Genomic DNA, 13,583 nt, shown 5'->3' on the forward strand with positions numbered 1-13,583 from the left:
GGGTCTTAGTTGAGTACCGGAGCGATCATCGGGATCGTCATCGGCGTGATCGTGCTGCTGCTGATCATCATGGCCATTTCGATCTACAACGGCCTGGTGAAGCGGCGTAATGCGTACCAGAACGCGTTCGCGCAGATCGACGTGCAGCTCACCCGTCGGCACGACCTGATCCCGAACCTGGTGGAGACCGCCAAGGGCTACATCAAGCACGAGCGGCAGACGTTGGAAGCCGTCATCGCCGCCCGACAGGGCGCGGTGCAGGCGCAGCAGTACGCGCGGACCAACCCGGGTGACCCGCAGGCGATGCAGCACCTGGGCCAGCAGGAGAACATGCTGACCCAGACGCTGGGCAGGCTGTTCGCGCTGCAGGAGAGCTACCCGGACCTGAAGGCGAACCAGAACATGATGCAGCTGTCCGAGGAGCTGACCTCGACGGAGAACCGCGTCGCGTTCGCTCGCCAGGCCTACAACGACTCGGTCATGGCCTACAACAACAAGCGCGAGGTCTTCCCGTCGAACATCTTCGCGGGCATGTTCGGGTTCAAGCCCGCCGCGCTGCTGGAGGTCGAGCGTCCGGAGATGCGGCAGGCTCCGCAGATCTCGTTCTGAGCGCGTCCGAAGCGGTCCCGGCTGCCGGGGGTAAGTAGTCCGAAATGAACTTCTTCGAACGCCAGATCCAGGTTCGCAAGGCGTCCGGGCGCCTGGTGTTCCTGTTCGTCGTCGCGGTCATCGGCATCGTCGCGGTCATCGACCTGGCGATGTGGGGGCTGCTGCTGCGGGAGATGCCCGCGGACCAGATGGTGCCCGTGCTGCTCACGATCACGATCGTGGTGCTGATCATCATCGCCTGCGCGTCCCTGTTCCGGCTGGCCAGCCTGAAGAAGGGCGGTGGCGGCAAGGTCGCGCGGTCGCTCGGGGGTGTGTACGTCCCCGAGGACACCAACGACCCGCAACTGCGCAGGCTGCGCAACGTGGTCGAGGAGATCGCCATCGCGTCGGGCACCCCGGTGCCGGAGCTGTACGTGCTGCCGCACGAGCCGGGCATCAACGCGTTCGCCGCCGGATGGTCGCCTGCCGACGCGGCGGTGGCCGTGACCAGGGGAACGCTCGAGCGGCTGAACCGTGACGAGCTGCAGGGCGTCATCGCGCACGAGTTCAGCCACGTCGTCAACGGCGACATGCGGCTGAGCATCCGGTTGATGGGTGTGCTGTTCGGCATCCTGGGTCTGGCCGTGGTCGGCCGGGTGCTGATGGCCACGCGTGGCCAGCGCAATCCGCTGCCCGCCATCGGCCTGGTGCTGTGGATCGCCGGCGGTATCGGCCTGTTGTGCGGCAAGCTGATCAAAGCCGCGGTGTCCCGGCAGCGCGAGTATCTGGCGGACGCCTCCGCGGTGCAGTTCACCAGGCAGACCGAGGGCATCGCGGGCGCGTTGAAGAAGATCGGTGGCCTGCCGGACGGTTCCGAGCTGCGCAGCGGCAAGAAGGACGACGTCAGCCACATGCTGTTCGGCGAGGGCTCGAAGTTCGCGGCGATGTTCGCCACCCACCCGCCGCTGGTGGAGCGCATCCGTGCGTTGCAGCCGCACTTCAACCCCGCCGAGCTGGAAGCGTTGAAGCAGCGCTGGACGGCGGCCCCGCCCGCGGGTCTGCAGGAGGACGCGGCCATGGGCCTGGCGCCCGCCCCGGCAGGACAGGCTCCTGCCGCGCCGCCGTCCGGCCAGCCAGTGGCCGGGATGGCTCCGCCGCCGTCCGGCCAGCCGGCCGCCGGGATGGCTCCGCCCGCGGGTGCGATGCCGCCGCCGAGCGGTCCGCCGGTCCCGGCGCCCCCGCCAGGTGGTCAGGGCCCGGCGGCTTCTGGACCTTCCGGGCAGCAGGGGCCGATCCCGGTACGTCCGGACCAGGTGGTTGCGGGCATCGGTGACCCGTCCGCCGCGACGTACGAGCACGGCGAGAACCTGCTGCGCCGGATCCCGGAAGAGTTCAAGGCCAAGGCCCGGCGGACGGACACGGTCGTGCCGTTGATCTTCGGCCTGTTGATGTCGTCCCACCCGGAGGCCCGGCAACGGCAGCACCAGGTGCTGACCCAGCGGCACGGCAAGCCGTTGGCCGACGCGGCATGGAACGAAGGCGGCGCGTTGCAGAGGCTCGACGCCGATCTGCGGCTGCCGCTGTCGGAGATCGCGTTCTCCGCGTTGCGCAGGCGCAGTCCGCAGGAGCTGCAGCACATCATGGGCAGCCTGGACGCGTTGATCAAGGCGGACGGCCGGGTCGACGTGTTCGAGTACTGCTTGTCGACGCTGTTGCACATCGAGCTGCACGAGGTCATGTACCACCGGCCGCCGTGGCGCAAGCAGCGTCGGACGCTGGCCAACGTGGCTCCGTCGGTGGCCGTCCTGCTGGCCGTGCTGGCTCGGGTCGGGCACGACGATCCGCGTCAGGGCGAGGCCGCGTTCCGCGCGGGCCTGCACAAGGTGCTGCCCGGTCAGCAGATCCCGTTCCAGCCGCCGCAGCAGGGCCTGCTCGCCCTCGATGGCGCGTGGGCTGCCCTGGACGGCCTGGAAGGCAACGAGAAGGCTGCGCTGGTGGAGAGCTTGGTACTGGTCATCAGCCACGACGGCGTGATGACCACGGAGGAGGTCGAGCTGCTGCGTACCGTCTGTGCGGTGCTGCACTGCCCGGTTCCGCCGCTGAGCTCGGCGCAACAGCACCCGGCGGCCCCGGCCCAGGCGAGCACTCGGCAGTCCTGAGCGGCGCGGCCGCACGGGTCGGCGTGGCTCTGCCGGCGGGCCGCTGATGCCGCACTCGATCCCGCGCGTAAGCCGGTCGCCCGCCGGGTGATGTCCCGAAGGGCGGCCGGTGGTGGCGACCGAGCTAAATGTCGTGGCCTTGCCGTCGTGAACTATTACGGTGAACTCCATGCGCATCGACAGGACGCGACGGCGAGATGCGGGAGAAGGTCGCGCGGCGGGCAGCCTCAGCTCCGCCGGCGCCGATGTCGCTACCGAATTCCGGGTGGACCGCGACCGCATCGCCGCGTCCCCGTTCTTCGCCCGGCTGGGTGGCGTCACCCAAGTGGTCAGCGCCGGGGATTCCGGGCTGTTGCACAACCGGTTGACGCACAGTCTGAAGGTGGCGCAGGTGGCGCGCACGATCGCCGAGCGGCTCACGTCGTCGCCGGAGTACGCCCAGCTGTGTGAGAAGCTCGGCGGGTGCGACCCGGATGTCGCGGAGGCCGCGGCGCTGGCCCATGACCTGGGCCATCCGCCGTTCGGGCACCTCGGCGAGCAGGTGCTCGACCGGATCGCCCGGCACCGGCTCGGCCTGTCCGACGGGTTCGAAGGGAACGCGCAGACGTTCCGGATCCTGACCACGACGGATGTGCGCGGACCGTCCGGTATCGGCCTCGACCTCACCGCCGCGGTACGTGCCGGGGTCCTCAAATACCCGTGGCTGCGATTGCCGTTGGTGCGCCCGCACCCGTCGGAGATGGACGTGCCGCCCCGTGGAGCGGCCGAGCCGTCCGATGCGCCCGGCACCGGCTCGAGCAAGTTCTCCGCCTACGTGACCGAGCTGCACGACCTCGAGCAGGCAAGGCAGCCGTTCGCGGACAAGATCGAGTCGTGGCAGCAGACCGTGGAGGCGTCCGTGATGGACACGGCCGACGACATCGCGTACGCGATCCACGATCTGCAGGACTTCCACCGCATCGGCGTGCTTCAGCACGCGCCGGTGGCGGGAGAGCTGCGTGCGTGGGCGGAGCAGGCGCACGACCTGCGTCAGCTCGAGGACGCGCAGCTTGCCAGGTCGCGGAAGCCGGGCCACTCGCTGGAGCGGCTGCGGCGGCGAATGCACGTCAAAGATGCGCCCCTGGTCGACGACGACGCGTTCCATGACGCGGTCGCGCGGGTTCGCGAGACGCTGGTCGACGGCCTGCTGGCGCGGGCGTTCGACGGCTCGATCGAGTCCGAACAAGCCATCGCCGCCTTTTCCGAGCAGTGGACCGAGCGCCTGGTGGAAGGCGTCGAGGTCGTTCCGGACCCGTCGACGCGCAGCGGCCACGTGACGCTGCGGGTGCCGCAGTGGCACGAGGTCCAGGTGTTGAAGTTCGTGCACAAGCGGTTCGTGCTCGAGCGTGCGGACCTGGCGCTGCATCAGCGCGGCCAGGCCTCGCTGCTGTCGACGCTGGTCGACGAGCTGCGGCAGTGGTTGCTGGACGAGCGCGAGGCGCATCGGATCCCACGCAGGCTGCACGATCTGGTCGAGCTGGCCGAGACGGAGTACGCGCTGTTGGTGCGGGAGCGGCCGGAGCTGTTGACGGGGGCGCCCGGCTCCGGGCCGGTGGACATCCGCTCGTTGGCCCGCGGCCGGTCGATCGTCGACTTCGTGGCGTCGCTGACCGACAAGCAAGCCGTGGTGCTGTTGGACGCCCTGGCCGGGCGTTCGACCGCCCCCTGGTCGGACTCGTTCGTGCTGTGAGCCGGGTACGCGAGCTGGCCGGGGGAGGACGGGCCGTCGAAGTCGCCCCGGAGCGGTTGACCAGGTGGTTCGACAACTTCGCCGAGCGCAACGGGGGAATCGCCCGCACCGTGCTGCACTACTTGCACGTGGTGGTCACCGCGGTGAACGGGACTCAGGCGTGGATCGACCTGCCGTTCGAGCGACGCCACGGGGTCGAGTTGCATGCGGGCTTGGAGATCGGGCCGCTGGTGGACTACGCGCTCAAGCCTCGGCGGCTCGGTCTGATCCTGGTTCGTAAAGGCGCGCACTCGGTCGGGATAGCCGAGGGTCCACGGGTGGTGGTGTCGCGCACCGGCCGGCATTACGTGCAGGGGCGTACGGCAGCGGGTGGCCAGTCCCAGCAGCGATTCGCGCGTCGCCGCGAGCAGCAAGGCAGGCAGGCCCTGAACCGCGCGGCCGACGACATCCTGGACGTCCTCGGCCCGCGGCTGACCACGCTGGACTTCGTCGTGCTCGGCGGTGATCGGCGGGCGCTGGAGCAGCTCGCCGCTGATCGTCGGCTGGCATCGGTGTTCGCCAAAGCCAGTGAGCGAATACTCGACGTCGGCGAGCCGCGCAGGGCATTGCTCGACGAGGCCGCCGAGCGGGCGCGCTCGGTGGAGATCCAGATACGCGACCCCCAGCCCGAATAGCGGTGCGACGAAAATTTGCTGGCGCGTACCCCGTACCATCGATGACGTGGTCACGACATCGGAGGCTTGCAGACCGAGCGCGGCGTACCCCGCCGCGTCCGGCTGGCTGACTCGCGCTTGGAGTAGCGCGAGTCAGCCTCTCTCTTCCTTGTCGACTTTCTTCAGACCACGGAGCCCACTGTGATTACGGCTACCGGCCTGGAGCTGCGCGCCGGTTCGCGCACTCTGCTGGCCGAAACCACGTTGCGTGTGCAACCCGGCGACCGGATCGGCCTTGTCGGCCGCAACGGCGCCGGTAAGACCACGACCCTGAAAGTGCTCGCCGGTGAAGGCCAACCGCACGCCGGCGACATTCGCATCAGCTCGGAGATCGGCTACCTGCCACAGGATCCTCGCGAGGGCGACCTGTCGGTGACCGCGAAGGATCGGGTGCTGTCCGCGCGCGGTCTGGACGCCATCGCCCGCGACATGGAGAAGGCGCAGATCGCCATGGCGGAGCTGGCCGACGGTCCGGAGCGGCAGAAGGCGATCAACCGCTACGGTCGCCTGGAGGAGCGCTTCTCCGCGCTCGGTGGATACGCCGCGGAAAGCGAAGCGGGCCGCATCTGCGCGAATCTCGGGCTCGAACAACGGGTGCTGACGCAGCGCCTGTCGACGCTGTCCGGTGGTCAGCGCAGGCGCGTCGAGCTGGCTCGCATCCTGTTCGCCGCCTCGGAGGCGGGGCCGGGCGGGAAGTCCGACCGCATCCTGCTGCTGGACGAGCCCACCAACCACCTCGACGCCGATTCGATCTCGTGGTTGCGCGGCTTCCTCAAGCAGCACACCGGGGGTCTGGTGTTGATCAGCCACGACGTCGGCCTGCTCGCCGACGTGGTGAACAAGGTGTGGTTCCTCGACGCGATGCGCGCCGAGCTGGACGTCTACAACATGACGTGGCAGCGTTATCTGGACGCGCGCGCCACCGACGAGAAGCGGCGTAAGCGGGAGCGCGCGAACGCGGAGAAGAAGGCGGCCGCGCTCAAGCAGCAGGCAGCCAAGCTCGGTGCGAAGGCCACCAAAGCGGTGGCCGCCAAGAACATGGCCCGCCGGGCGGAGCAGATGCTGGCGGCGCTGGAGCCCGAGCAGCGGGCGGACAAGGTCGCCAAGATCAGCTTCCCGGCCCCCGCACCGTGCGGGCGTACCCCGCTCACGGCGTCCAACTTGTCGAAGAGCTACGGGTCGCTGGAGATCTTCACCGGTGTCGACCTGGCGATCGACCGTGGCTCCCGCGTGGTCGTGCTCGGTCTCAACGGGGCGGGCAAGACGACGTTGCTCCGGCTGCTCGCCGGGCTGGAACGGCCGGACACCGGTTCGGTGGAGCCGGGGCACGGCCTGCGGATCGGCTACTACGCGCAGGAGCACGAGACGCTGGATCACCAAGCCACGGTGTGGGAGAACATCCGGCACCTGGCGCCGGACACCGGCGAACAGCAGCTGCGCACCCTGCTCGGGTCGTTCCTGTTCAGCGGCGAGCAGCTCGACCAGCCTGCCGGCACGCTGTCCGGTGGCGAGAAGACCCGGTTGGCGCTGGCCGGGCTGGTCTCCAGCGCGGCGAACGTGTTGTTGCTGGACGAGCCGACGAACAACCTGGACCCGGCTTCCCGGGAACAGGTGTTGTCGGCGCTGCGGAGCTACACCGGAGCGGTTGTGCTGGTGACCCACGATCCCGGTGCCGTCGATGCGCTGGAACCGGAACGGGTGATCGTGCTTCCGGACGGCACCGAAGATCACTGGTCGGACGAGTATCGCGAGTTGGTCGAGCTCGCCTGAGGCCGTGGCTGCCGCTGCAGGCGGGTGGCCCGCTCGGCGGCGGGCGCGACCACCCGTCCGGGCCGCGTGTGCCCGGCTCGTACCCGACCGGGCTCATACCTCTTGTGGGTGACTCTGACCGCGAATTTTCCGGCGCGAAGTCCGGCACCACGGTCCTGTTCGGCCGCCCGACGCCCGGTTCCGGAGCGGACCGTGAACGCGCGTGGTGATCAGTAAGACCCTGCACGGAGCCGCCTTGATCGTTTCGGCGGATGCCTTGATCGTCCTTTCGGCTTCCGGGTTAGGCCGTCCGTGGTGGCTTTGCGCAGATTTCGTCGTCCATCTGGCGTTCTGTCGCCTCCTGTTCGATCATTGCTCCAAGGGGCTGTGTGTGGCCCACACCACTCTCCGGCAAGGAGGCGTGACCATCGTGGCTGACTTGAAGAAGGGCGCGCGCATCACCGGCAGCACGCGCACCAAGCTGGCTAACGACCTCAAGAAGAAGTACGAGAAGGGCGCAAGCATCCGGGCCCTGGCTGAATCGACCGGTCGTTCCTACGGCTTCGTGCACCGGGTTCTGTGCGAATCCGGGGTACAGCTACGCGGTCGTGGTGGCGCGACTACCCGGAAGAAGAAGTAGACCGAGCGCGCCGGAGGGCGCCTTCTTCCTGGGGGAAGCACCACCGCGCGCCGAGCAGGGCGAGCGGGTAGACCACGTAGCCCCAGCGGGTTGCTGGGGTCAGCATGATCGCCGCGCCGAGGCCGACGGCGAGCCGTAGCGCCGCGTCGGCTCCCGTGCGCGGCGGTCGCACCACCACCCACAGGCCGATCGCCACGGCGGCCGTGGCGAGCAGCCCGAGTGCGATCGCGTGCCCGATCGGCCCGGTCTCGGCGATCAAGTGCCCCGGTAGCGGGCTTGCTGCGGGAGACGGCACGGCACCGCGCCCGGCCGGAAAGGCCAGAACGTGCTCGACGAACGCGGCAGGATCCACCAGCGCCGGAACGTGCAGCACGGCCGCTGCGCCGACGAAGGCTGCCGTGAACCGGCCCGCGCATGCCCACCCGCCGCGCGCCACGATCAACACGAACAGCACGACCAGGGCGGGAGCGGCGGTGAGCTTCGCGCTGACCACCACCGCTAGCAGCACGCCGGCCAGCACGTGTTTCGCGCGCACGGCCAAGGTCAGGGACAGGATCAGCAGCCCGATCACGGCCAGATCCGGTGCGGCGACGGCGAACGTCATCGCCGTGGCAGGGCACAGCACGGCGATCTGCGCTGCCGCGATCGGCACCGACGGCTTGTCCAGCAGGCGCAGGCTCAGCCAGACGCAGAGCGCCGCGACGGCCAGAAACCACAGGCGAGCGTCGGTGAGGACCTGCACGAGTCCGACATCGGCGATGCCGAGCTGTGTTGCCAGCGCTCTGGGCAGTCCGAAGAGGGCCATCGCCGGGCCGTAAGGCGTGTAGTCGTTGACCTCCGGCGCCCTGCCGAGCGAGAAGACGTCGACGTAGGGCGTACCGGTCTCCAGCAGGAGCAAGCCGGAGCGTTCGATCACCCAGACTTCCGGTTGCGCCGCCCACGCCGCGGGACTGTCCGCCCAGTCGCCTCCGCTCAGCCGAGCCACGAGCAGCACGGCAAGCGGTGCCACCAGGGCGAGGGCGAACGCCAACCTGGCGCTGGTCCACCGTGAGTCCCACCACCGCGAGCTCGCCCGCCGTGTGACCAGCAGGAAAACCGTGTGGCAGGCCGCCAGCAGATATCCCGCCGTCGCGAACGCGCCCCAGACACTGTGCGTGCGATAGCCCGACGCGAGCGCTGTGATCAGAGCGAACGCCGCGAAGCCCACATACACGGCGAGATCGAGTCGCAGCGGGCGAGAAATCGGCGAGGACATGGTCGCAGCATTATCGCGAACGTCGTTTTCTGCCTGCCGTCGCATCGCCTATTCCGGCCCGCCTGTCGGTTCCGCTCACGGTGAACACGTCGCCCGCGGGGAATGAGCCTGTCGGAGTACGGCGTTACGCTGGGGAGACGGCTGCAAAACCTCCACATTAGGTGAGGTATTGATGGACAACACGTGGAGCTTGCTGCGCAGCAGCATGCGTGCGGACGAGGCGCCGAAGGGGCTGGCGCCGGGGACGGTGCGGCGGGTTGCGGCGTTCGCCCGCCCGCATTGGCGGCGGTTGGCGGTCTTCGGCGTGCTGACCGTGATCGCGGCGGTGCTGGCGGTGAGCACTCCACTGCTTGCCGGGCGCGTGGTGGACGTCATCGTGGACGGCGAGGACGCGGACATGGTGGTGAACCTGGCGCTGATCATCGCCGGGGTGGCCATCGCGGACGCGGCGATCGGGCTCGCCGAGCGCTGGCAGTCGGCGCACATCGGCGAGGGGTTGATCTACGACCTGCGCCGTGTGGTGTTCGAGCATGTTCAACGCATGCCGATCGCGTTCTTCATGCGTACCCGCACCGGCGCGTTGGTGAGCAGGCTGAACAACGACGTCATCGGTGCCCAACGGACGTTCACTGCGACGTTGTCCGGCCTGGTCACCAACGTGATCCAGTTGGTGCTGTCGCTCGCGGTGATGGTCGCCCTGTCCTGGCAGGTCACGTTGCTGGCGCTATTGTTGCTGCCCGTCTTCGTCCTGCCCGCGCGCCGGATCGGCCGTCGCATGGCGGAGCTGCAGCGCGAAGCCTCCAAGCACAACGCGACCATGACGACGCAGATGACCGAGCGGTTCTCCGCGCCCGGCGCCACGCTGGTCAAGCTGTTCGGTCGCCCGAAGCGGGAAGCCGAGGAGTTCGCCGCACGGGCAGGCCGGGTGCGCGACATCGGCATCCGCACCGCCATGCTGACCCGCTGGTTCATGACCATCCTGACGTTGGTGTCCGCGCTGGCGTTGGCGCTGGTCTACGGGCTCGGTGGGTGGCTGGCCATCGCAGGCACGCTGGACGCGGGCACGGTCGTCTCCCTGGCGCTGCTGCTGACCCGGCTGTACTCGCCGTTGACCGCGCTGGCCAACGTCCGGGTCGACGTGATGACGGCGCTGGTGTCGTTCGAGCGGATCTTCGAGGTACTGGACATCGAACCGATGATCACCGAGAAGCCGGACCCGGTGGATGTGCCGGACGGCCCGGTTTCGGTGGAATTCGACAATGTGCGCTTCTCCTACCCGTCTGCGGACAAGGTGTCGCTGGCGTCCCTCGAAGAAGTCGCGACGCTCGACACGCGCGGCGGCGAGGAAGTGCTGCACGGCGTCAGCTTCACGGCCGCTCCTGGTCAGATGGTCGCGCTCGTGGGCTCGTCCGGAGCGGGGAAGTCCACCATGGCGTCGCTGGTGCCGCGGCTCTACGACGTCGACAGCGGAGCGGTCCGCCTCGGCGGTGTCGACGTCCGAGAACTGAGCTTCACGTCGTTGCGGTCCACGGTCGGCGTGGTCACCCAGGACGGCCACCTGTTCCATGACACGATCCGGGCCAACCTCTCCTACGCGAACCCGCGGGCCGACGACGAGGAGATCTGGTCCGCGCTGGAGCGGGCCCGGCTGGCCGATCTGGTCCGCAGTCTGCCGGATCAGCTCGACACCGTGGTCGGGGAGCGGGGGTACCGGCTGTCCGGCGGTGAGCGACAGCGGCTGACCATCGCGCGGTTGCTGCTGGCCAAGCCGCGGGTGGTGGTGCTGGACGAGGCGACCGCGCACCTGGATTCCGAGTCGGAGGTCGCCGTCGGTGAGGCGTTGGCCGATGCGCTCGAAGGCCGGACCGCGTTGGTGATCGCGCACCGGCTGTCCACCGTGCGCGCCGCCGACCAGATCCTGGTCGTGGAGGACGGCCGCATCGTGGAGCGCGGAACGCACGACGAACTGCTGGCGGCCAACGGCAGGTTCGCCGAGCTGCACCGCACCCAGTTCGCCGAGAAGGCGGCTGCGGCATGATGGCGGCATGACCGACGCCGCGATCAAGGCCCCGGATCTGCGGTTGCTGGCCACATCCGGGCGTACCGGCCCGGTCGTGCTGCTGCTGCACGGCGGTACCGAGACCAGTCACGAGCCCGTTCGCCCGTGGTCGGGACCGTATCTGCGGATGATCAGCTTCGGCCTGGACATGCTGCGAGTCGGCCGCACGCACGGCATAGCAGCTGCGATGGTGCGCAACCGGGTGCGCGGCTGGAACAAGCCGCACCTCGACCCGGTGCACGACGCCCGATGGGCATTGGAGCAGATCCGTCGCCGACGACCGGAGGCACCCATCGTGCTGGTGGGCCACTCCATGGGTGGCCGCGTGGCGCTGCACGTCGCCGACGATCCCGCAGTGGTCGGCGTCGCCGCGCTTGCCCCGTGGACCCCGGCTGAGGACGGGGTGGACGCGGTGCGCGATGTGCCGGTGCTGATCGCCCACGGCCTCGACGACACCATCACCAAGCCCGAGGACTCGCTGGCTTACGCACGCCGGGCCGCCGAGGTGACCGACGTCGTCCGGTTCGAACTGCCCGCGGAGACGCACGCCTTGCTGTGGCGCGCACCGACGTGGCATCGGTTGGTACGCTCCTTCGCCCTGCACGCATTCGGGCTGCAGCAGGCCGCGGGCCCCCTGCGGTACGCGCTGAGCCTGGCTGGTGAGCAGCGACTACGCGTGCGGGTGTAATCGGCCGACGCGCGCGGGGTTGTTACCCCAGGCACATGTCGGCGGTGCGATGATGCCTTGCAGTGCAAGCGGTAGGAACGAGAGACGGGCGAGCGCATGGTCGAGCCACAGGGGCCAGGAGCCAATCGTCCTCCTGGCCGGGATCCACGTCGGCCGGGGAGCGGCGGCCGTCCGCCCCACCAGTCGACCAGGATGATGCCGTTGCCGGGCGGTCCTGGTGGGTCGCGGCGGCCAGGAGGCCGGCCGCCGGGTCAGCGGCCACCCGCCGCGGGAAGGAATGCCCAGCAACCCACTGAGCCGATGCACGCACGTCCTCCGCGGCAGGCACAGGCACGGCCTGAGCCGCCGGAGCGGCTCGACCGGCCGCCGCGGCGCCGCCGTCGCCGGTTCGGTCCCGGCAAGATCCTGCTCACGCTGGTCCTGCTGTTCGTGGTGTTCCTGGCGGCCGTCTGGATCTACCTGGACGTGAACATGCGCCGGGTGGACGCCATCGGTGACTATCCCGGTAGGCCTGCGGCGGGCGAGGGGACGAACTGGCTCATCGTCGGTTCGGACAACCGCAACGGTCTGTCCGAGGAGGAGATCAAGCGGCTGCACGTCGGCAAGCCGAACACCAACGCCACCGACACCATCCTGCTGGCCCACCTGCCGGACAACGGCACCAAGCCGACCCTGGTCAGCTTCCCGCGCGACCTGATCGTGACCACGCCGGACTATCCCAACGGCGTGCAGATCAACTCCGTGTACGCGCGGGGGAAGGGGCCGAAACAGCTGGTCAAGACCATCGAGCAGGTCACCAACCTGCGCATCGACCACTACGCCGAAATCGGTCTCGGCGGGTTCGCCACGATGGTGGACGCCATTGGAGGGGTGGAGATGACCATCCCGAAGGACATGGTCGACGGGTCCAACGGCCAGAAGCTGAAGGCGGGCACCTACAAGCTGAACGGCGCGCAGGCGCTGACCTTCGTGCGCATGCGTAAGGGCGAGGCGACCCCGCGGTCGGACCTGGACCGGGTGGCGAACCAGCGCAAGTTCATCGGGGCGCTGGCCGGTGAGATCGCCAGCCCGGCGACGTTGCTCAACCCGTTCGACCTCTTCCCGCTGCTCGGCGAGATCCCGGACGCGCTGAGCATAGACGAGGAGGACCACCTGCACCACCTGTTCTGGCTGGCGTGGGCGGCGCGCGGCATCTCCGACGGCGGCATGGTGAACACGACCGTGCCGGTGACCGGGTGCGACGCGAAGTCGACCGACGAGGAGAAGGCCAAGCAGATGTTCGACGCGCTGCGCAACGACCAGGAGCTACCGGACAGCGTGATCAACGCGACCGACAGCAACTGCGGCTGACGGGCGGCGGCCCAGGCCGACGACGATCGGCTCGCGGCAGGCGCGGCCGAGTAGGTCGTCTCGCGGCGGTGGATGGCGGTGTCGGTCGACTTGCGGCGCCCGTGGCCGCGTAGGTCGGTTCGCGGTGGGTGAAGTCGGCGAAAGTCGACTCGCGGCCTGGGAGAGTGATGCGATTGCGGCCGGTCAGTCGCGGCTGCGCGCCCGGCGCAGCACCGCCAGCGCCTTGTCCGCGTGCACGTTCATCCGGACCTCGCTCTTGATCACCTCGAGCACGGTCCGATCGGTGTTGATCACGAACGTCTGCCGCTTCACCGGCAGCACCGCCAGCTTGCGGTCCACTCCGAACTGCTTCGCGACCGTGCCGTCCACGTCGGACAGCAGCGGATAGTCGAACGCATTCTGCTCGGCGAAGCGCGCCTGCTTCTCGACCGGGTCGCGGCTTATCCCGACGCGCTGGGCTCCGACCTCGGCGAACTCGGCCGCCAGATCGCGGAAGTGGCAGCTTTCCGCCGTGCATCCCGTCGTCATCGCGGCGGGGTAGAAGAAGAGCACGACCGGACCCTCGGCCAGGAACTCCGACAAGCTGCGCGGTTGGCCGGTGTGATCCGGCAGGGTGAAGTCCTCGACGATGTCGCCCGGTTTCATGCCGCCAT

At 69.1% G+C, this 13,583-nt stretch carries 11 protein-coding genes; 9 read left to right on the forward strand and 2 right to left on the reverse strand.

Features of this window, described 5'->3' with window-relative positions; translation table 11 throughout:
- Positions 1-9: 9 nt before the first annotated feature.
- The 6 genes from YWM_RS0102015 to YWM_RS0102040 all read left to right on the forward strand — a co-directional run bounded on the left by YWM_RS0102015 (position 10) and on the right by YWM_RS0102040 (position 7,578).
- A complete protein-coding gene (locus YWM_RS0102015; protein WP_211232404.1) occupies positions 10-609 on the forward strand; it encodes a LemA family protein in 600 nt (199 codons plus the stop codon).
- Positions 610-653: 44 nt separating this feature from the next.
- Positions 654-2,747, forward strand: a complete 2,094-nt coding sequence (locus tag YWM_RS21770) for a M48 family metallopeptidase (protein ID WP_052344454.1) — start codon at positions 654-656, stop codon at positions 2,745-2,747.
- Positions 2,748-2,916: 169 nt separating this feature from the next.
- Positions 2,917-4,476 (forward strand): deoxyguanosinetriphosphate triphosphohydrolase family protein, encoded by a 1,560-nt coding sequence (locus YWM_RS0102025; RefSeq protein WP_043659391.1) that lies wholly within the window; start codon positions 2,917-2,919, stop codon positions 4,474-4,476.
- On the forward strand, positions 4,473-5,150 hold the full coding sequence (locus YWM_RS0102030; RefSeq protein ID WP_028849307.1) for an acVLRF1 family peptidyl-tRNA hydrolase: 678 nt from the start codon (positions 4,473-4,475) through the stop codon (positions 5,148-5,150). The genes YWM_RS0102025 and YWM_RS0102030 overlap by 4 nt, the downstream gene beginning before the upstream one ends.
- A 180-nt stretch (positions 5,151-5,330) precedes the next feature.
- On the forward strand, positions 5,331-6,959 hold the full coding sequence (locus tag YWM_RS0102035; RefSeq protein ID WP_028849308.1) for an ABC-F family ATP-binding cassette domain-containing protein: 1,629 nt from the start codon (positions 5,331-5,333) through the stop codon (positions 6,957-6,959).
- Between the two features lie 409 nt (positions 6,960-7,368).
- Positions 7,369-7,578 carry a helix-turn-helix domain-containing protein gene (locus tag YWM_RS0102040; RefSeq protein WP_028849309.1) on the forward strand — a complete coding sequence of 70 codons (210 nt, stop codon included), beginning with the start codon at positions 7,369-7,371 and terminating at the stop codon, positions 7,576-7,578.
- Here the strand turns inward: YWM_RS0102040 and YWM_RS21775 are convergent.
- Complete coding sequence (locus YWM_RS21775) at positions 7,559-8,833, reverse strand: glycosyltransferase family 87 protein (protein WP_052344455.1); 1,275 nt, start codon at positions 8,831-8,833, stop codon at positions 7,559-7,561. The genes YWM_RS0102040 and YWM_RS21775 overlap by 20 nt on opposite strands.
- Before the next feature lie 172 nt (positions 8,834-9,005).
- On the opposite strand from YWM_RS21775, the gene YWM_RS0102050 reads away from it, so the two are divergent.
- The 3 genes from YWM_RS0102050 to YWM_RS21780 all read left to right on the forward strand — a co-directional run bounded on the left by YWM_RS0102050 (position 9,006) and on the right by YWM_RS21780 (position 12,930).
- Positions 9,006-10,871, forward strand: coding sequence for an ABC transporter ATP-binding protein (locus YWM_RS0102050; protein WP_028849310.1), 1,866 nt, complete (start codon positions 9,006-9,008; stop codon positions 10,869-10,871).
- A 7-nt stretch (positions 10,872-10,878) separates the two neighbouring features.
- Positions 10,879-11,580: an alpha/beta hydrolase gene (locus YWM_RS0102055; RefSeq protein WP_084612135.1), complete on the forward strand. Its 702-nt coding sequence runs from the start codon at positions 10,879-10,881 to the stop codon at positions 11,578-11,580.
- A 300-nt stretch (positions 11,581-11,880) separates the two neighbouring features.
- Complete coding sequence (locus YWM_RS21780; RefSeq protein ID WP_245565882.1) at positions 11,881-12,930, forward strand: LCP family protein; 1,050 nt, start codon at positions 11,881-11,883, stop codon at positions 12,928-12,930.
- A gap of 183 nt (positions 12,931-13,113) precedes the next feature.
- Here the strand turns inward: YWM_RS21780 and YWM_RS0102065 are convergent, their stop codons facing one another.
- Positions 13,114-13,575, reverse strand: coding sequence for a peroxiredoxin (locus YWM_RS0102065; RefSeq protein WP_028849313.1), 462 nt, complete (start codon positions 13,573-13,575; stop codon positions 13,114-13,116).
- Between the last annotated feature and the right edge of the window lie 8 nt (positions 13,576-13,583).

It is taken from the genome of Thermocrispum municipale DSM 44069, from assembly GCF_000427825.1.
Taxonomy (GTDB): Bacteria; Actinomycetota; Actinomycetes; order Mycobacteriales; family Pseudonocardiaceae; genus Thermocrispum; species Thermocrispum municipale.

Coding starts and splice junctions, on each gene's coding strand:
- YWM_RS21770 (WP_052344454.1), top strand. CDS start 654: ATGAACTTCTTCGAACGCCAGATCCAGGTTCGCAAGGCGTCCGGGCGC.
- YWM_RS0102025 (WP_043659391.1), top strand. CDS start 2,917: ATGCGCATCGACAGGACGCGACGGCGAGATGCGGGAGAAGGTCGCGCG.
- YWM_RS21775 (WP_052344455.1), bottom strand. CDS start 8,833: ATGTCCTCGCCGATTTCTCGCCCGCTGCGACTCGATCTCGCCGTGTAT.
- YWM_RS0102050 (WP_028849310.1), top strand. CDS start 9,006: ATGGACAACACGTGGAGCTTGCTGCGCAGCAGCATGCGTGCGGACGAG.
- YWM_RS0102055 (WP_084612135.1), top strand. CDS start 10,879: ATGACCGACGCCGCGATCAAGGCCCCGGATCTGCGGTTGCTGGCCACA.
- YWM_RS21780 (WP_245565882.1), top strand. CDS start 11,881: ATGCACGCACGTCCTCCGCGGCAGGCACAGGCACGGCCTGAGCCGCCG.
- YWM_RS0102065 (WP_028849313.1), bottom strand. CDS start 13,575: ATGAAACCGGGCGACATCGTCGAGGACTTCACCCTGCCGGATCACACC.